Source organism: Enterobacter sp. SA187 (assembly GCF_001888805.2).
GTDB lineage: Bacteria > Pseudomonadota > Gammaproteobacteria > Enterobacterales > Enterobacteriaceae > Enterobacter_D.
The window spans coordinates 2,550,987-2,569,586 of record NZ_CP019113.1; the positions used below are offsets into that span (position 1 = coordinate 2,550,987).

15 protein-coding genes are annotated in these 18,600 nt (G+C 56.6%); 14 read left to right on the forward strand and 1 reads right to left on the reverse strand.

All coding sequences use genetic code 11. The annotated features are described in order from the left end of the window. Positions 1-17 precede the first annotated feature (17 nt). The 4 genes from sucA to sucD all read left to right on the forward strand — a co-directional run bounded on the left by sucA (position 18) and on the right by sucD (position 6,255). Positions 18-2,825: a 2-oxoglutarate dehydrogenase E1 component gene (gene sucA, locus BMF08_RS12195; protein ID WP_072567841.1), complete on the forward strand. Its 2,808-nt coding sequence runs from the start codon at positions 18-20 to the stop codon at positions 2,823-2,825. Positions 2,826-2,839: 14 nt separating this feature from the next. Then, a complete protein-coding gene (odhB, locus tag BMF08_RS12200) occupies positions 2,840-4,078 on the forward strand; it encodes a 2-oxoglutarate dehydrogenase complex dihydrolipoyllysine-residue succinyltransferase (protein ID WP_072567842.1) in 1,239 nt (412 codons plus the stop codon). 144 nt (positions 4,079-4,222) lie between these two features. Then, the gene (gene sucC / locus BMF08_RS12205; protein ID WP_072569416.1) at positions 4,223-5,389 is read left to right on the forward strand and encodes an ADP-forming succinate--CoA ligase subunit beta; all 1,167 of its coding nucleotides are present in this window, start codon (positions 4,223-4,225) and stop codon (positions 5,387-5,389) included. After that, positions 5,389-6,255 carry a succinate--CoA ligase subunit alpha gene (gene sucD, locus BMF08_RS12210; protein ID WP_072567843.1) on the forward strand — a complete coding sequence of 289 codons (867 nt, stop codon included), beginning with the start codon at positions 5,389-5,391 and terminating at the stop codon, positions 6,253-6,255. Before sucC ends, sucD begins: the two co-directional genes overlap by 1 nt. Positions 6,256-6,316: 61 nt before the next feature. Here sucD and BMF08_RS12215 read toward each other — a convergent pair whose 3' ends face one another. Next, entirely contained in the window at positions 6,317-7,033 is a 717-nt protein-coding gene (locus tag BMF08_RS12215; RefSeq protein WP_072567844.1) for a GntR family transcriptional regulator, read from the reverse strand. Positions 7,034-7,223: 190 nt separating this feature from the next. On the opposite strand from BMF08_RS12215, the gene mngA reads away from it, so the two are divergent. From mngA to tolA, 10 genes are all read left to right on the forward strand, one after another. After that, complete coding sequence (gene mngA, locus BMF08_RS12220) at positions 7,224-9,119, forward strand: PTS 2-O-a-mannosyl-D-glycerate transporter subunit IIABC (protein ID WP_072567845.1); 1,896 nt, start codon at positions 7,224-7,226, stop codon at positions 9,117-9,119. A gap of 11 nt (positions 9,120-9,130) precedes the next feature. Continuing rightward, on the forward strand, positions 9,131-11,755 hold the full coding sequence (gene mngB / locus BMF08_RS12225; protein WP_072567846.1) for a mannosylglycerate hydrolase: 2,625 nt from the start codon (positions 9,131-9,133) through the stop codon (positions 11,753-11,755). A 591-nt stretch (positions 11,756-12,346) separates the two neighbouring features. Continuing rightward, positions 12,347-13,915 (forward strand): cytochrome ubiquinol oxidase subunit I, encoded by a 1,569-nt coding sequence (gene cydA / locus BMF08_RS12230; protein ID WP_072567847.1) that lies wholly within the window; start codon positions 12,347-12,349, stop codon positions 13,913-13,915. Positions 13,916-13,930: 15 nt separating this feature from the next. Next, entirely contained in the window at positions 13,931-15,070 is a 1,140-nt protein-coding gene (gene cydB, locus BMF08_RS12235; RefSeq protein WP_072567848.1) for a cytochrome d ubiquinol oxidase subunit II, read from the forward strand. A gap of 14 nt (positions 15,071-15,084) precedes the next feature. Continuing rightward, entirely contained in the window at positions 15,085-15,198 is a 114-nt protein-coding gene (gene cydX, locus BMF08_RS12240) for a cytochrome bd-I oxidase subunit CydX (RefSeq protein WP_072567849.1), read from the forward strand. Then, positions 15,198-15,491 carry a cyd operon protein YbgE gene (gene ybgE / locus BMF08_RS12245; RefSeq protein ID WP_072567850.1) on the forward strand — a complete coding sequence of 98 codons (294 nt, stop codon included), beginning with the start codon at positions 15,198-15,200 and terminating at the stop codon, positions 15,489-15,491. The genes cydX and ybgE overlap by 1 nt, the downstream gene beginning before the upstream one ends. 148 nt (positions 15,492-15,639) lie before the next feature. Next, the gene (gene ybgC / locus BMF08_RS12250; RefSeq protein WP_072567851.1) at positions 15,640-16,044 is read left to right on the forward strand and encodes a tol-pal system-associated acyl-CoA thioesterase; all 405 of its coding nucleotides are present in this window, start codon (positions 15,640-15,642) and stop codon (positions 16,042-16,044) included. Further along, on the forward strand, positions 16,041-16,733 hold the full coding sequence (tolQ, locus tag BMF08_RS12255; RefSeq protein WP_072567852.1) for a Tol-Pal system protein TolQ: 693 nt from the start codon (positions 16,041-16,043) through the stop codon (positions 16,731-16,733). Before ybgC ends, tolQ begins: the two co-directional genes overlap by 4 nt. Before the next feature lie 3 nt (positions 16,734-16,736). Beyond that, the gene (gene tolR, locus BMF08_RS12260) at positions 16,737-17,165 is read left to right on the forward strand and encodes a colicin uptake protein TolR (protein ID WP_072567853.1); all 429 of its coding nucleotides are present in this window, start codon (positions 16,737-16,739) and stop codon (positions 17,163-17,165) included. A 37-nt stretch (positions 17,166-17,202) separates the two neighbouring features. Beyond that, a complete protein-coding gene (gene tolA / locus BMF08_RS12265; RefSeq protein WP_072567854.1) occupies positions 17,203-18,507 on the forward strand; it encodes a cell envelope integrity protein TolA in 1,305 nt (434 codons plus the stop codon). The last annotated feature ends 93 nt before the right edge of the window (positions 18,508-18,600 follow it).

Consider the following 18,600-nt stretch of genomic DNA (forward strand, 5'->3'; position numbering starts at 1 on the left):
ATGCTTAAGGGATCACGATGCAGAACGGCGCAATGAAAGCCTGGCTGGACTCTTCTTACCTCTCTGGCTCCAACCAGAGCTGGATAGAACAGCTCTATGAAGACTTCTTAACCGATCCTGATTCGGTAGATGAAAACTGGCGCTCTATGTTCCAGCAGCTACCGGTGACCGGTATCAAACCGGACCAATTCCATTCCAAAACACGTGATTATTTCCGTCGTCTCGCGAAGGATGCCTCACGTTATACCTCTTCAGTTTCTGACCCTGACACCAACGTGAAGCAGGTTAAAGTCCTGCAATTGATCAACGCCTACCGCTTCCGCGGCCACCAGCATGCGAATCTCGATCCGCTGGGACTGTGGAAACAAGAGCGCGTGGCCGATCTCTCCCTCGATTATCACGACCTGACCGAAGCCGATCTGGAAGAAAGTTTCAACGTGGGATCTTTTGCCATCGGCAAAGACACCATGAAACTGGGCGAGCTGTTAGAAGCGCTGAAACAAACCTATTGCGGTTCGATTGGCGCGGAGTACATGCACATCACCAGCACCGAAGAGAAGCGCTGGATCCAGCAGCGTATCGAATCGGCAGCGGGTCATGGCATTTTCAGCGCCGAAGAGAAAAAACGCTTCCTCAGCGAACTGACGGCGGCGGAAGGGATGGAGCGCTATCTGGGCGCGAAATTCCCTGGCGCGAAACGCTTCTCGCTGGAAGGCGGCGACGCGCTGGTGCCGATGCTCAAAGAGATGATCCGTCATGCCGGTAAGAGCGGCACGCGCGAAGTGGTGCTGGGTATGGCGCACCGCGGACGTTTAAACGTGCTGATCAACGTGCTGGGCAAAAAATCCCAGGATCTGTTTGACGAATTCGCCGGTAAGCATAAAGAACATCTGGGCACGGGCGATGTGAAATACCACATGGGCTTCTCCTCGGATATCGAAACCGAAGGCGGCCTGGTGCACCTGGCGCTGGCGTTTAACCCGTCGCACCTGGAGATCGTCAGCCCGGTGGTAATGGGTTCTGTGCGCGCCCGTCTGGATCGTCTGGACGAGCCGAGCAGCAACAAAGTACTGCCGATCACCATTCACGGCGATGCGGCGGTAACCGGCCAGGGCGTGGTGCAGGAAACCCTGAACATGTCGAAAGCGCGGGGCTACGAAGTTGGCGGTACCGTGCGTATCGTGATCAACAACCAGGTGGGCTTTACCACCTCTAACCCGCTGGATGCCCGTTCCACGCCGTACTGTACTGACATCGGTAAAATGGTGCAGGCGCCGATTTTCCACGTGAATGCGGACGATCCGGAAGCCGTTGCTTTCGTCACCCGTGTGGCGCTGGATTTCCGTAACACCTTCAAGCGCGACGTGTTTATCGATCTGGTGTGCTACCGCCGTCACGGCCATAACGAAGCCGACGAGCCAAGCGCAACCCAGCCGCTGATGTACCAGAAAATCAAAAAACATCCGACGCCGCGCAAAATCTACGCCGACAAGCTGGAGCAGGAAAAGGTCGCCACCCTGGAAGATGCCACCGAAATGGTCAATCTTTACCGCGACATGCTCGATGCGGGTGAATGCGTGGTGAAAGAGTACCGTCCGATGAACATGCATTCGTTCACCTGGTCGCCGTATCTGAACCACGAGTGGGATGAAAGCTACCCGAACAAGGTAGAGATGAAACGTCTGCAGGAGCTGGCGAAGCGCATCAGTACGGTGCCGGATGCCATCGAAATGCAGTCCCGCGTGGCGAAAATTTACGGCGATCGTCTGGCGATGGCGGCAGGCGAGAAGCTCTTTGACTGGGGCGCAGCGGAAAACCTTGCTTACGCGACCCTGGTTGATGAAGGCATCGCGGTGCGTCTGTCCGGCGAAGATGCCGGCCGCGGCACCTTCTTCCACCGTCATGCGGTGATCCATAACCAGACCAACGGCTCCACCTGGACGCCGCTGCATCATGTCCACAATTCACAGGGCACTTTCCGCGTCTGGGACTCCGTGCTCTCTGAAGAAGCGGTGCTGGCGTTCGAATACGGCTACGCGACTGCAGAACCTCGTACCCTGACCATCTGGGAAGCGCAGTTCGGCGACTTCGCTAACGGCGCGCAGGTGGTCATTGACCAGTTCATCAGCTCCGGCGAGCAGAAATGGGGCCGTATGTGCGGTCTGGTGATGCTGCTGCCGCACGGCTATGAAGGTCAGGGTCCGGAGCACTCCTCCGCCCGTCTGGAGCGTTACCTGCAACTCTGTGCAGAACAAAACATGCAGGTCTGCGTACCGTCCACACCGGCGCAGGTGTACCACATGCTCCGCCGTCAGGCGCTGCGCGGTATGCGCCGTCCGCTGGTGGTCATGTCGCCGAAATCGCTGCTGCGTCATCCGCTGGCGGTATCCAGCCTTGACGAACTGGCGAACGGCACCTTCCTGCCTGCTATTGGCGAGATCGACGATATCGATCCGCAGGGCGTGAAGCGGGTCGTGCTCTGTTCTGGTAAGGTTTATTACGACCTGCTTGAGCAACGTCGTAAGAACGACCAGAAAAACGTCGTCATCATCCGTATCGAACAGTTGTATCCGTTCCCGCACCAGGCGGTGCAGGAAGCCTTAAAACCTTATGCCCATGTGCATGATTTTGTCTGGTGCCAGGAAGAGCCGCTGAACCAGGGCGCATGGTACTGCAGTCAGCATCATTTCCGCGAAGTGATCCCGTTTGGGTCCGCTCTGCGTTATGCCGGTCGTCCGGCCTCCGCCTCTCCGGCGGTAGGGTATATGTCCGTTCACCAGAAACAGCAGCAAGATCTGGTCAATGACGCGCTGAACGTCGATTAATTAAAGGATAAATAATGAGTAGCGTAGATATTCTTGTTCCCGACCTGCCTGAATCCGTTGCAGACGCGACTGTAGCGACCTGGCACAAAAAACCAGGCGATGCGGTTACCCGTGATGAAGTGCTGGTAGAAATCGAAACTGACAAAGTGGTACTGGAAGTACCGGCGTCGGCCGACGGCATTCTGGACGCGGTGCTGGAAGAAGAGGGGACCACCGTCACCTCCCGCCAGATCCTGGGTCGTCTGCGCGAAGGCAACAGCGCAGGTAAAGAGAGCAGCGCGAAGTCCGACAGCAATGAGTCCACTCCGGCTCAGCGCCAGCAGGCATCCCTGGAAGAACAGAATAACGAGGCCTTAAGCCCGGCGATCCGTCGCCTGCTGGCTGAACATGGTCTTGAAGCGGGTGCGATTAAAGGCACCGGCGTGGGTGGCCGTCTGACCCGCGAAGATGTTGAAAAACATCTGGCGAAAGCGCCTGCCGCAAAAGAAGAAAAAGCGCCGGCTGCACCGGCTCCTGCCAGCGCGCCGTCCCAGTCTGCGCCAGCGCTGGGCAACCGCTCCGAAAAACGCGTGCCGATGACCCGTCTGCGTAAGCGCGTGGCCGAGCGTCTGCTGGAAGCGAAAAACTCAACCGCCATGCTGACCACGTTCAACGAAGTCAACATGAAGCCGATTATGGATCTGCGTAAGCAGTACGGTGACGCCTTCGAAAAACGTCACGGCATCCGTCTGGGCTTTATGTCCTTCTACGTGAAAGCCGTGGTGGAAGCCCTGAAACGCTTCCCGGAAGTGAATGCCTCCATTGATGGCGATGATGTGGTGTACCACAACTATTTCGACGTCAGCATGGCGGTGTCCACCCCGCGTGGTCTGGTCACGCCGGTACTGCGTGACGTTGACGCGCTGGGCATGGCCGACATTGAAAAACGCATCAAAGATCTGGCGGTGAAAGGTCGCGACGGCAAACTGACCGTTGAAGATCTGACCGGCGGTAACTTCACCATCACCAACGGTGGTGTGTTCGGTTCCCTGATGTCCACGCCGATCATCAACCCGCCGCAGAGCGCCATTCTGGGCATGCACGCCATTAAAGATCGCCCGATGGCGGTGGATGGCAAGGTTGAGATCCTGCCGATGATGTATCTGGCGCTGTCGTACGATCACCGCCTGATCGATGGCCGTGAATCGGTGAGCTTCCTGGTGGCCATTAAAGAGCTGCTGGAAGATCCGACGCGTCTGCTGCTGGACGTGTAGTAATAAGAAGATCACCTGCTCCGTAGGCCTGATAAGACGTGACAACGTCGCCATCAGGCGTTGCACCATCGCCGGATGGTGGCGTTACCGCCTTATCCGGCCTACGGATCTAAAAAACGATTACCTGAAAAGTGGATAGAACACATGAACTTACATGAATACCAGGCAAAACAACTTTTTGCCCGCTATGGTTTGCCCGCGCCGGTAGGCTATGCCTGCAACACTCCGCGCGAAGCCGAAGAAGCCGCGTCTAAAATCGGTGCCGGTCCGTGGGTGGTAAAATGTCAGGTTCACGCCGGTGGCCGCGGTAAAGCGGGCGGTGTGAAAGTGGTGAAGAGCAAAGAAGAGATCCGTGCTTTTGCTGAGCACTGGCTGGGCAAGCGTCTGGTGACCTACCAGACAGACGCCCACGGTCAGCCGGTTAACCAGATCCTCGTGGAAGCCGCAACCGACATCGATAAAGAACTGTATCTGGGCGCGGTAGTGGATCGCAGCTCCCGTCGCGTGGTGTTCATGGCGTCTACTGAAGGCGGCGTGGAAATCGAAAAAGTGGCGGAAGAAACCCCGCACCTGATCCACAAAGTGGCACTGGATCCGCTGGCCGGCCCGATGCCGTACCAGGGACGCGAACTGGCGTTCAAACTGGGTCTGCAGGGCAAACAGGTTCAGCAGTTCACCAAGATCTTCATGGGTCTGGCGAACATCTTCCTGGAGCGCGATCTGGCGCTGATCGAAATCAACCCGCTGGTGATCACCACCCAGGGCGATCTGATTTGCCTCGACGGCAAACTGGGCGCTGACGGCAACGCGCTGTTCCGCCAGCCGGATCTGCGCGAAATGCGTGACCACTCTCAGGAAGACGCCCGTGAATCTCAGGCGGCACAGTGGGAACTGAACTATGTGGCGCTCGATGGCAACATCGGCTGCATGGTGAACGGTGCGGGCCTGGCAATGGGCACCATGGACATCGTTAAGCTGCACGGCGGCGAACCGGCTAACTTCCTTGACGTGGGCGGCGGCGCGACCAAAGAGCGCGTAACCGAAGCGTTCAAAATCATCCTCTCTGACGACAAAGTGAAAGCCGTTCTGGTTAACATTTTCGGCGGCATCGTACGTTGCGACCTGATCGCTGACGGCATCATCGGTGCGGTTGAAGAAGTGGGCGTGAACGTGCCGGTCGTGGTTCGTCTGGAAGGTAACAACGCCGAACTGGGCGCGAAAAAACTGGCTGACAGCGGCCTCAATATTATCGCAGCGAAAAGTCTGACGGATGCAGCACAGCAGGTTGTTGCCGCAGTGGAGGGGAAATAATGTCCATTTTGATCGATAAAAACACCAAAGTGATCTGCCAGGGCTTCACCGGCAGTCAGGGCACGTTCCACTCTGAGCAGGCGATTGCCTACGGTACGCAGATGGTTGGCGGCGTGACGCCAGGCAAAGGCGGTACCACGCACCTCGGCCTGCCGGTGTTCAACACCGTGCGCGAAGCAGTAGAAGCCACCGGCGCGACCGCGACCGTGATCTACGTTCCGGCGCCGTTCTGCAAAGACTCCATTCTGGAAGCTATCGACGCAGGCATTAAGCTGATCATCACCATCACCGAAGGCATCCCGACGCTGGATATGCTGACCGTGAAAGTGAAGCTCGACGAAGCGGGCGTGCGCATGATCGGCCCGAACTGTCCGGGCGTGATCACGCCGGGCGAATGCAAAATCGGCATCATGCCGGGCCACATTCACCAGCCGGGTAAAGTGGGCATCGTCTCCCGCTCCGGTACCCTGACCTATGAAGCGGTTAAGCAGACCACCGACTACGGCTTCGGCCAGTCCACCTGTGTGGGCATCGGCGGCGATCCGATCCCGGGCTCTAACTTCATCGACATCCTGAAGCTGTTCCAGGAAGATCCGCAGACCGAAGCGATCGTTATGATCGGTGAGATCGGCGGCAGCGCGGAAGAAGAAGCGGCGGCGTATATCAAAGATCATGTCACCAAACCGGTTGTCGGCTACATCGCAGGCGTGACCGCGCCGAAAGGTAAACGTATGGGCCACGCAGGCGCGATCATCGCGGGCGGCAAAGGCACGGCGGATGAGAAATTCGCAGCGCTGGAAGCAGCAGGCGTGAAAACCGTGCGCAGCCTGGCAGACATCGGCGAAGCGCTGAAAAGCATCATCTGATCTTACTGAAGTAAGACAATAATAACGTTCGACATGGTTGGCCATCGCAAGATGGCCTTTTTTATTGCCGCCGTTTTGCCACCAGCGTGAATTTATAGTCGTCGCTTTTGAACAGATTGCGGCTGTACTCGAACACTTCCCCGCTTTTCAGAAAACCGCGTGAGATCTTCTCAAGGATCGGTCTGGCAGGATCAATCCCCAGCGCGTCGACCGCCTCCTCGTCGGGCATCACCGGCACGATCTCCTGCTCGCTGCGATCGATAACCCGCTTTTTCACCTGCTCGATAAAATGGTATTTGGAGTTTTCCATCACCTCCCAGGTGAGATCAGGAAAGAGCGCAAGCGGCATCCAGGTCTCTTCCAGCGCCACCGGCTTTTGCCTGATAAAGCGCACCCGCTTCACATGCCAGGCTTTATCACCAGGGGTAAGGTGCAGCTGCGCCGCCAGCGTTTCATCCGTTTTGATCACTTCGAACACCTGCACTTCGCTGTGCGTATCGGCATGACGATCGCCGAGCTTTTCCGAAAAGCTGGTCAGCTGATAGATGTCGTAATTCACGCGCTCCTCTTTCACATAGGAGCCGCTGCCCTGAATGCTTTCAATAATTCCCTGTTCCGTGAGCTGTTTCAGCGCCTGGCGCACCGTGACCCGACTGACGCTAAACTGCGCCTGTAAGGCCGACTCGGTAGGCAGCGCATCCCCCGGCTTCAGTTCGCCGCTTTCGATCTGCGTGCGGATCGCCCCGGCGATCTGGCGGTACATTGGCTGTCTGCTCATGGAACCCTCGTGTTGTACCAGACAAATATCCCCGATTATGCCCGGCGCGGCGCTGAAGTAAATAATACAAATTTAATACAACTATTCATTAAGTTGAATTTGATCGCAAAATTGTATGGTTAGATCGCACAGAATGCCTTCGTCTGAAGCCGTCATGGTGGCGGCTTACCCAGGACTCAATGAGGAAGAGATGAACCTGACGGCATTAACTCACCCGGACGCCTGCCTGATCCAGACGCAGTTCGTCAGTCGGGACGACGCCATTCGTGCACTGGCCGTGCGGCTGCACCAGCTGGGCAACGTGCGCAATCTGGATGAATTTGTGAACGAAGTGCTGCGCCGCGAAGCGGATGGCCCGACGGCGCTCGGGGAAGGGCTGGCGGTGCCGCACGGCAAAACCGACGCGGTTGTAGAGGCGGCCTTCGCTGTCGCCACCCTGCGTGAGCCGCTGATGTGGGAAGGTATCGATGGCCCGGAGCCGGTGACGCTGATTGTTCTGCTTGCCATTCCCTGCGCCGAAGCCGCTACCACCCATATGCAACTGCTGACCCGGCTGACCAGTCTGCTGGCGGATGACGCCCTGCGCGAACAGGTGCAGGGGGCAAACAACGCCGACGAACTGCTGGCGCTGCTGGCAGAGGCACCCGCAGAGAAAACGCCGCTAACCCTGCGCGATGCGCCGACGGTGGTCTGCGTCACCGCCTGTCCGGCGGGCATCGCCCACACCTATATGGCGGCGGAATATCTGGAAAACGCCGGGCGCAGGCGCGGCATTCAGGTGTATGTCGAAAAGCAGGGGGCGAACGGCATTGAGGGGCGCTTAACCAGCGAGCAGCTGAAAGCCGCCCGCGCCTGTATCCTGGCGGCTGATGTGGCGGTAAAGGACGCCGAACGCTTTCAGGGTATCCCGACGCTGGCGGTACCGGTGGCGGAACCCATTAAACAGGCCGATGCGCTGCTTACCCGGGCGCTGGCGCTTGATGCCAGCACCGAACCCCGGACGGCGGCACCCCTTAGCGTTAAAACCGAGCTGAAGCAGGCGCTGCTGAGCGGTATTTCCTTTGCCGTGCCGCTCATCGTCGCGGGCGGAACCGTGCTGGCGGTGTCGGTGCTGCTGGCGCAGATTTTCGGTCTGCAACACCTGTTCGAGCTGGAAAACTCCTGGCTGTGGCTGTACCGCAAACTGGGCGGCGGCATGCTCGGCACCCTGATGGTGCCGGTGCTGGCGGCCTACACTGCGTATTCGCTGGCGGATAAACCGGCGCTGACCCCAGGCTTCGCGGCGGGGCTGGCGGCCAATATGATAGGCGCGGGCTTTCTGGGCGCGGTGGTGGGCGGGCTTATCGCTGGCTACCTGATGCGCCAGGTGAAAATCCATATCCGGCTGGGCAGCCGTTATAACGGCTTTCTGACCTTTTATCTCTATCCGGTGCTGGGCACGCTGGGGGCGGGCAGCCTGATGCTGTTTGTCATCGGTGAGCCGGTGGCATGGCTGAACCAGGGACTCACCGCCTGGCTGAACGGCTTGTCCGGCAGCAATGCACTGCTGCTGGGCGCTATTATCGGCTTTATGTGTTCCTTTGACCTTGGCGGCCCGGTGAATAAAGCCGCTTACGCCTTCTGCCTGGGGGCGATGGCGAACGGCGTATACGGGCCTTACGCCATTTTTGCGGCGGTAAAAATGGTCTCTGCGTTTACCGTCACCGCCTCGACCCTGCTTGCTCCCCGCCTGTTCAGAGCATTTGAAATCGAAACCGGTAAATCTACCTGGCTGCTGGGGCTGGCGGGGATCACCGAAGGGGCGATCCCGATGGCGATTGACGATCCGCTGCGGGTGATCGGCGCTTTTGTGATCGGATCGCTGGTCACGGGGGCGCTGGTGGGTAGCGCGGGCATCGGGCTGTCGACGCCGGGGGCGGGGATCTTCTCGCTGTTTTTACTGCATGACAACGGGCTGGGGGGCGTTACCGCCGCCGCCATCTGGTTTGCCGCGGCGCTGCTGGGCGCGGCAATTTCCACCGCTATTTTGCTGGCATGGCGTGCTCACGCGGTGCGTAGCGGCACATATCTTACCGATCGCCATTAAAGGACAGAACGATGAAAAAGGTATCGCGCGTGCACATCACGCCGCATATGCACTGGGATCGTGAATGGTACTTCACCAGCGAAGAGTCGCGCATTTTACTGGTCAACAATATGGAGGAGATCCTCACCCGCCTGGAGCAGGATGCGGAGTACAAATACTACGTGCTCGACGGGCAAACGGCGGTGCTGGAAGATTATCTCGCCGTTAAACCGCAGAACGCGCCGCGCATAAAAGCGCAGGTCCAGGCGGGAAAACTGATCGTCGGCCCCTGGTATACCCAGACCGACACCTGCATCGTGGCGGGGGAGTCGATTGTGCGCAATCTGCTGTACGGCATGCGCGACTGCCGGGCCTTTGGCGAGCCGATGAAAATTGGCTATCTGCCGGACTCCTTCGGCATGTCCGGCCAGCTGCCGCACATCTATAACGGTTTTGGCATTACCCGCGCCATGTTCTGGCGCGGCTGTTCAGAGCGGCACGGCACCGACAAAACCGAGTTTATCTGGCAAAGCCGCGACGGCAGCGAAGTCATCGCCCAGGTGCTGCCGCTGGGCTATGCGATCGGCAAATATCTGCCGGAAGACGAAGCGGGTTTGCGCAAGCGGCTGGAGAGTTACTTTGCGGTACTGGAAAAGGCCTCGCTGACCGGGGAGATCCTGCTGCCAAACGGTCACGACCAGATGCCGCTCCAGCAGAATATTTTTGCCGTGATGGAAAAAATGCGCCAGATCTGGCCGCAGCGCGAATTTGTGATGAGCCGCTTCGAAGACGTATTTGAACTGATCGAACAGCAACGGGAGAGGCTGCCGCGGCTGACCGGCGAGTTTATCGACGGCAAATACATGCGCGTGCATCGCACCATCGGTTCGACGCGCATGGATATAAAACTGGCCCACGCGCGCATGGAAAACCGCATTGTAAACCTGCTGGAGCCGCTGTGCGCCATCGCCTGGCGGCTGGGCTTTGAGTATCCGCACGGGCTGCTGGAGAAGATGTGGAAAACGATTTTAAAAAATCACGCCCACGACAGCATTGGCTGCTGTTGCAGCGATAAGGTGCATCGCGAAATCCTGGCGCGCTTTCAGCAGGCGGAGGACATGGCAGAAAATCTGCTGCGCTTCACCCAGCGCAAAATCGCCGACGGCCAGCCCGGCGATGGCGACAAGCTGGTGCTCTTCAACCTGATGCCGTACCCGCGCGAAGAGGTGATCAACACCACCCTGATCTTACGCGCCAGCCAGTTCCGCCTGCGGGATGTCGACGGGCGCGAGGTGGCGTATTTTATTCGCGGTAAGCGGGAGATCGATCCGGGACAGATTGACCGGCAAATCGTCCATTACGGCAATTACGATCCCTTTATGGCCTTTGACATACAGCTGATACAGACGCTGCCCGCCATGGGCTACAGCACGCTGTTTATCGAGCCTGACGTGCCCGGCATGCTGGCCGCGCCGCTCGCATCCCCGCGCACGGCGCTTATGGAAAACAGCTTCTGGGAAATCAGCCTGAATGACGATGGCACGCTGCATCTGCGCGATAAAGCGAACGGGCAGGTTTATGACCGGGTGCTGACCCTGGAAGAAAGTTCTGACGACGGCGATGAATATGACTACTCCCCGGCGCGCAAAGAGTGGCTGCTCACCTCTTTACAGTCGACACATACCCATGAGGTGATCCACGAGGCCTGGCAGAGCAGGGCGGTTATTCGCGTCGCGCTGGCGGTTCCACTTAACCTGGACGAGCGGGCGGCGCGTCTTACCAGCGGGTCGCTCGGGGCGGAATTCCATGTCACGTTAAGTCACAACAGCCGCCGTATCGACATTGAGGTACAGCTGGATAACCAGGCGGATGACCACCGCGTGCGGGTGCTGATCCCCACACCTTTCGTCACCGATCACGTGCTGGCGGATACGCAGTTCGGTACGGTTTCGCGCCCGGTTAATGACGGCGCGATGGCGGACTGGCAGGCGCAGGGATGGAAAGAAGCGCCGGTGTCGGTGTGGAATATGCTCAGCTATACCGTGCTGCAACAGGCGGAGCACGGGCTGGCGCTGTTCAGCGAAGGGCTGCGTGAATTTGAAATTGTCGGGGAAGGGGAGAAAACCTTCGCCCTGACGCTGCTGCGCGGCGTGGGAATGCTTGGCAAAAGCGATCTGCTGCTGCGCCCCGGCAGACCGTCGGGCATTGGGCTGCCGGTCCCCGACTCTCAGCTGCGCGGACGGCTGCAAAGCCGGTTCAGCCTGTGGAGCTTCAGCGGCGATCCCCTTGACGCCGGGGTGGCGCAGCAGGCGCGCCGCTGGCTGACGCCGGTGCAGTGCTATAACAAAATCCCATGGAACGCGATGAAGCTCAACCCTTCGCCGCAGGTGACGCCGGCGCATTACAGTCTGCTGACTCTGCCGCCGCATGGCTGCCAGCTGAGCGCGCTCAAAAAAGCAGAAGATCGGGACAGGTTAATCATCAGGCTGTTTAACCCGTCCGCGACCACCCTCTGCGGGACGCGGCTGGCCTTCAGCGGTCCGGTGAGCCTGCGCGAAACCGGTATGGATGAGCAACCCCGTGAGCGGGGTGAAGAGGAATGGCAGCGCTTATCGCCGGGACAGTCCGTGACGCTGGAAGTGGCATTTCCTGAATAAGCTCATTCTCATCTCGTATTAATTATCGGTTTTTTAACATTTATCCCTTTATAAAAGTCGCGCCCCGGGAAATTATTTTCGTGGCGCGAACACCTCGTTGTGAAATTAAAAATTACGTTGTGCGAAATTTATTATTAAAATGCAGAAATCAGGTAAATATTGACTCCTTTTATAAACATAATTTTAACATGGTTTTTACCAATACATTCATTGGTGACACAACGTTAACAAACGCGCCAAAAATTGATTTAAATCAATATTTAAATCGTGGAAAAAGACTTTAAAAAACGTTAAATTGCTCCCGATCAAATTGGTTGAAAAGTAGTAGAATGCCGATAAATTGATCCCCGTCGAAAAACTCAAAAGAGCATCAATAAAAACCTGTTTATTGTAAGGGTTTTGCGGCGTAATATATTGCGGGATCAATTTAGGGTGTTTTTTAACGTATCTTTAACTTTTCTTTGCGCCTGTCACTTTCATTCGAATAACAGCGACAAAGAACAGCGCGGATATTTTTGTAATGGGGCATGTGTGTAAATCCGTTTGCCGGGTTTACTCCCGAAGTCTTCATGCGTTGAGCAAGGAGTCATGATGTTAGATATAGTCGAACTGTCGCGCTTACAGTTTGCCTTGACCGCGATGTACCACTTCCTTTTTGTGCCACTGACGCTCGGTATGGCGTTCCTGCTGGCGATCATGGAAACGGTGTACGTCCTCTCCGGCAAACAGATTTATAAAGATATGACCAAATTCTGGGGCAAGTTGTTTGGTATCAACTTTGCGCTGGGTGTGGCAACCGGCCTGACCATGGAGTTCCAGTTCGGGACTAACTGGTCTTACTATTCCCACTATGTGGGCGATATCTTCGGTGCGCCGCTGGCCATTGAAGGTCTGATGGCCTTCTTCCTCGAATCCACCTTTGTAGGTCTGTTCTTCTTCGGTTGGGATCGTCTGGGTAAAGTTCAGCACATGGCCGTCACCTGGCTGGTGGCGCTGGGCTCTAACTTATCCGCATTGTGGATCCTTGTTGCTAACGGCTGGATGCAAAACCCTATCGCGTCGGATTTCAACTTCGAAACCATGCGTATGGAAATGGTGAGCTTCTCCGAGCTGGTGCTGAACCCGGTCGCGCAGGTGAAATTTGTTCATACCGTAGCCTCGGGTTACACCTGCGGCGCCATGTTCATCCTCGGCATCAGCGCCTACTACCTGCTGCGCGGCCGCGATGTCGCCTTTGCCAAACGCTCTTTTGCCATTGCAGCGAGCTTCGGTATGGCGGCGATCCTCTCTGTGATCGTGCTGGGTGATGAATCCGGTTACGAAATGGGCGACGTGCAGAAAACCAAACTGGCGGCGATTGAAGCCGAGTGGGAAACGCAACCGGCTCCGGCGGCATTTACCCTGTTTGGTATTCCCGATCAGGAAACCCAGGAAAATAAATACGCCATCCAGATCCCGTATGCGCTGGGCCTTATCGCCACGCGTTCCGTTGATACGCAGGTTATCGGCCTGAAAGATCTGATGGTGCAGCATGAAGAGCGTATCCGTAACGGGATGAAAGCCTACCAGCTGCTGGAAGAGCTGCGTGCCGGATCAACCGATCAGAACGTGCGCGATCAGTTCAACAGCATGAAGAAAGACCTGGGTTACGGCATGCTGCTTAAGCGCTATACCGAGAATGTCACTGACGCCACCGAAGCGCAAATTCAGCAGGCAACCAAAGATTCTATTCCGCGCGTTGCGCCGCTCTACTTCGCCTTCCGTATCATGGTAGGTAGCGGCATTCTGATGCTGTTTATCATCGGCTTCTCTTTCTGGACCGTCTGCCGCAACCGTATCGGTTCTAAACCCTGGCTGCTGCGCGCTGCCCTGTACGGTATGCCGCTGCCGTGGATCGCCATCGAAGCAGGCTGGTTTGTCGCAGAATATGGCCGTCAGCCGTGGGCGATTGGTGAGGTGCTGCCGACTGCCGTGGCGAACTCCTCGCTGACCATCGGCGATCTGCTGTTCTCGATGATCCTGATTTGCGGTCTGTACACGCTGTTTATGGTGGCGGAAGTATTCCTGATGTTCAAATTCGCTCGCCTTGGGCCGAGCAGTCTGAAAACAGGTCGTTATCATCACGAGCAGCCTACCGTGGCTTCTCAGCCGGCACGCTAAGACAGGAGTCGTCAAATGATCGATTATGAAGTATTACGTTTTATCTGGTGGCTGCTGGTTGGCATTCTGCTGATTGGTTTTGCGGTCACCGACGGCTTCGACATGGGCGTAGGGATGTTAACCCGCGTGCTGGGTCGCAGCGACACGGAACGCCGTATCATGATTAACGCCATCGCCCCGCACTGGGATGGCAACCAGGTATGGCTTATCACCGCTGGCGGCGCGCTGTTCGCTGCCTGGCCGATGGTCTATGCCGCCGCGTTCTCGGGCTTCTATGTGGCGATGATCCTCGTGCTGGCGTCGTTATTCTTCCGTCCGGTTGGTTTTGACTACCGCTCGAAGATCGAAGACACACGCTGGCGCAACATGTGGGACTGGGGCATTTTCATCGGCAGCTTCGTACCGCCGCTGGTCATTGGCGTGGCGTTCGGCAACCTGTTACAGGGCGTGCCTTTCCATATGGATGAATACATGCGCCTGTTCTACACCGGCAACTTCTTCCAGCTGCTGAACCCGTTTGGCCTGCTGGCCGGTGTGGTGAGCGTGGCGATGATCGTCACCCAGGGGGCAACCTATCTGCAAATGCGTACCGTCGGTGAACTGCATCTGCGTGTGCGTGGCGTGGCGCAGATCGCCGCGCTGGTAACCCTGGTGTGCTTCGCGCTGGCAGGCGTGTGGGTAGTGTATGGTATTGACGGTTACGTGGTGACCTCGGTTATCGATCATCATGCCGCCTCTAACCCGCTGACCAAAGAAGTGGCGCGTCAGGCTGGTGCCTGGCTGGTGAACTTCAACAACACGCCGATCCTGTGGCTGGTGCCAGCGCTGGGCGTCGTGCTGCCGCTGATGACCACCCTGATGTCACGTCTTGAGAAACCGGCGTTTGCCTTCGTCTTCTCATCACTGACGCTGGCGTGCATCATCCTCACCGCGGGCATCGCCATGTTCCCGTTCATTATGCCGTCCAGCACGATGATGAACGTAAGCCTGACGCTGTGGGATGCGACCTCCAGCCAGATGACGCTGAATCTGATGACCTGGGTTGCGGCGGTGTTTGTACCTGTCATTCTTCTTTATACCGCATGGTGTTACTGGAAGATGTTCGGTCGCATCACCAAAGAAGACATTGAAAGCAACACTCACTCTCTGTACTAAGTAAGGAGCATACAATGTGGTATTTCGCATGGATTTTAGGAACGCTTCTTGCCTGCGCATTCGGAGTGATCACCGCCCTGGCGCTTGAGCACGTAGAAGCGACTCAGGCAGGTAAAGAAGAACACTGATGAACGCTATTATCGCAAAACTCTATGCGGTAATGGATAAGGGCCCGCTTCGGGCCCTTTCCTTAGTGATGGCGCTGGTGTTGGCAGGCTGCGTATTCTGGGATCCTGCCCGCTTTGCCGCGAAGACCAGCGACTACGAAATCTGGCAAGGTTTCCTGATGATGTGGGCCGTCTGTAGCGGCGTGATCCACGGGGTTGGTTTTCGTCCTGCTGCCGTTCACTGGCAGGGCATATTTTGCCCGCTCATCGCAGACATCGTGCTGGCTGCCGCGCTGTTTTATTTTTTCTTTTGACTAAGAACTGTCCGTTAACGTCATGGGCTTGTAAAAGCCCATAAATTTTTACTCTCCGTTCACCTGAACCCATTCCAAAGCAACATTCCCGCGCGTATAGTAGCAACGTTTTTGAGCGCTAACTTTTATTGCATTACCGGGATGTAAAGTGAATACAACGCTGTTTCGATGGCCGGTTCGTGTCTATTACGAAGACACCGATGCCGGTGGTGTGGTTTACCACGCCAGCTACGTCGCTTTTTATGAACGGGCACGCACAGAGATGCTGCGCCACCACAACTTTAGTCAGCAGGTTTTGCTGGCAGAGCGCGTCGCCTTCGTGGTGCGTAAAATGACGCTGGACTATTTTGCGCCCGCCAGACTCGACGATATGCTCGAAGTCCAATCGGAAATTACATCAGTGCGTGGAACCTCTCTGGTTTTCACGCAGCGGATCGTCAACGCAGAGAACACCGTGCTTAATGAAGCTGAAGTACTGATTGTTTGCGTTGATCCACTCTTAATGAAGCCTCGTGCGCTTCCCAAGTCTATTGTCGCGGAGTTTAAGCAGTGACTGACATGAACATCCTTGATTTGTTCCTGAAGGCAAGCCTTCTGGTCAAACTTATCATGTTGATTTTGATTGGTTTTTCAATCGCATCCTGGGCCATCATCATTCAACGCACGCGCATACTTAACGCAGCCGGGCGTGAAGCGGAAGCCTTTGAAGACAAATTCTGGTCAGGCATCGAGCTGTCTCGCCTGTATCAGGAAAGTCAGGGCCGCCGCGAAACGCTCTCCGGTTCAGAACAGATGTTCTACAGCGGATTTAAAGAGTTTGCCCGTTTACATCGCGCCAACAGCCATGCGCCGGAAGCGATAGTGGAAGGGGCATCGCGTGCGATGCGTATCTCCATGAACCGCGAACTGGAAGCGCTGGAAACGCATATTCCGTTCCTGGGAACGGTCGGTTCCATCAGTCCTTATATCGGCCTTTTCGGTACGGTATGGGGGATCATGCATGCCTTTATCGCACTGGGTGCCGTTAAACAGGCCACGCTGCAGATGGTTGCGCCAGGTATCGCCGAAGCGCTGATTGCCACGGCAATCGGTCTGTTTGCGGCTATTCCGGCTGTTATGGCGTATAACCGCCTGAACCAGCGCGTGAATAAACTGGAACAGAATTACGACAACTTTATGGAAGAGTTTACCGCTATTCTGCATCGTCAGGCGTTTACCAGCAGCGAGAGCAACAAGGGGTAAGCCATGGCCAGAAAGCGTGGACGAGGAAGTCGCGAACTCAAGTCCGAAATCAACATTGTACCGCTGCTGGACGTCCTGCTCGTGCTGTTGCTGATCTTTATGGCAACCGCCCCGATCATCACCCAGAGCGTGGAGGTTGATCTGCCGGATGCGACAGAATCACAGAGCGTCAGTACCAATGATGATCCTCCGGTCATTATCGAGGTCTCTGGCGTGGGACAGTACAGCGTGGTGATTGAAAAAGATCGTCTGGATCAACTGCCGCCTGAACAGGTCATTGCCGAAGCGCAGCGTCACCTGCAGGCGAATCCGAAAACGGTCTTCTTAATCGGTGGTGCGAAAGAGGTGCCATATGATGAAATCATCAAAGCGCTGAACCTGTTACACAGCGCGGGTGTGAAGTCGGTTGGCTTGATGACGCAGCCTATTTAATCCTGCATAACAGGCGAACAGTTTTTGGGAACCGATAGTGTCAAAGGCAACCGAACAAAACGACAAGCTTAAACGGGCGATAACCATCTCGGCGGTGCTGCATGTGATTTTATTTGCACTGCTGATCTGGAGTTCGTTCGATGAGCACATAGACGCCTCTGCTGGCGGCGGCGGTGGTTCATCCATCGACGCCGTTATGGTCGATCCCGGCGCCGTTGTACAGCAGTACAACCGTGAGCAGCAGCAACAGGCGAGCGCGAAACGCGCTGAAGAACAGCGTGAAAAGCAGGCGCAACAGCAGGCGGAAGAGATTCGCGAGAAGCAGGCCGCCGAGCAGGAGCGTTTAAAACAGCTCGAAAAAGAACGTTTGCAGGCGCAGGAAAACGCCCGCGAACAGGCACAACAGCAGAAACAGGCAGAAGAAGCGGCGAAGAAAGCGCAGGAGCAGCAAAAGCAGGCTGAAGAAGCCGCTGCCAAAGCTGCCGCCGATGCGAAAGCGCAGGCTGACGCCCAGGCGAAAGCCGCCGCAGATGCCGCGAAGAAAGCCGAAGCCGAGGCTGCCAAAGCCGCTGCCGCCGCCGCGAAGAAAGCGGAAGCCGAAGCCGCCAAAGCCGCCGCCGATGCTGCGAAAAAAGCCGAAGCGGAAGCTGCGAAAAAAGCGCAGCAGGACGCCGAGAAGAAAGCACAGGCTGAAGCCGCTAAAAAAGCCGCTGCCGCTGAAAAAGCTGCTGCGGCGAAAGCAGCCGCTGCTGAAAAGGCTGCCGCTGAGAAAGCTGCTGCCGCTGCCGAAAAAGCCGCGGCCGCGAAAGCTGCCGCTGCTGAAAAGGCCGCCGCTGATAAAAAAGCTGCAGCTGAGAAAGCCGCTGCCGATAAGAAAGCAGCCGCCGACAAAGCCGCAGCAGCAAAAGCCGCCGCTGCGAAAAAAGCCGCGGCAGAGAAAGCCGCCGCGTCTGATGTCGACGACCTGTTTGGCGACCTCAGCTCCGGTAAGAATGCGCCGAAAACCGGCGGTGGAGCGAAAGGAAGTAATGCAGCGCCAGCAGGAAGTGGTAACACTAAAAACAATGGCGCTTCAGGGGCTGATATCAGCAACTATGCTGGTCAGATAAAAGCAGCCATCGAAACCAAGTTCTATGATGCCGCATCCTATACTGGCAAGGTATGTACGCTGCGCATCAGGCTTGAGCCAGATGGTACGTTGAAAGATATTCAGTCTGAAGGGGGCGATCCCGCGCTTTGTCAGGCCGCACTTGCTGCAGCCCGTCAGGCGAAGCTCCCGAAACCGCCGACGCAGGCGGTGTATGAAGTGTTTAAAAATGCGCCACTGGACTTCAAACCTTAAGATACACTTTTCCACATAACGCCGGAAAAGGGACTATTTTAGTCACGGGGTTTCGATAGTTTTGTCTATTTGAGTTTGTTAACATTCTGCTAA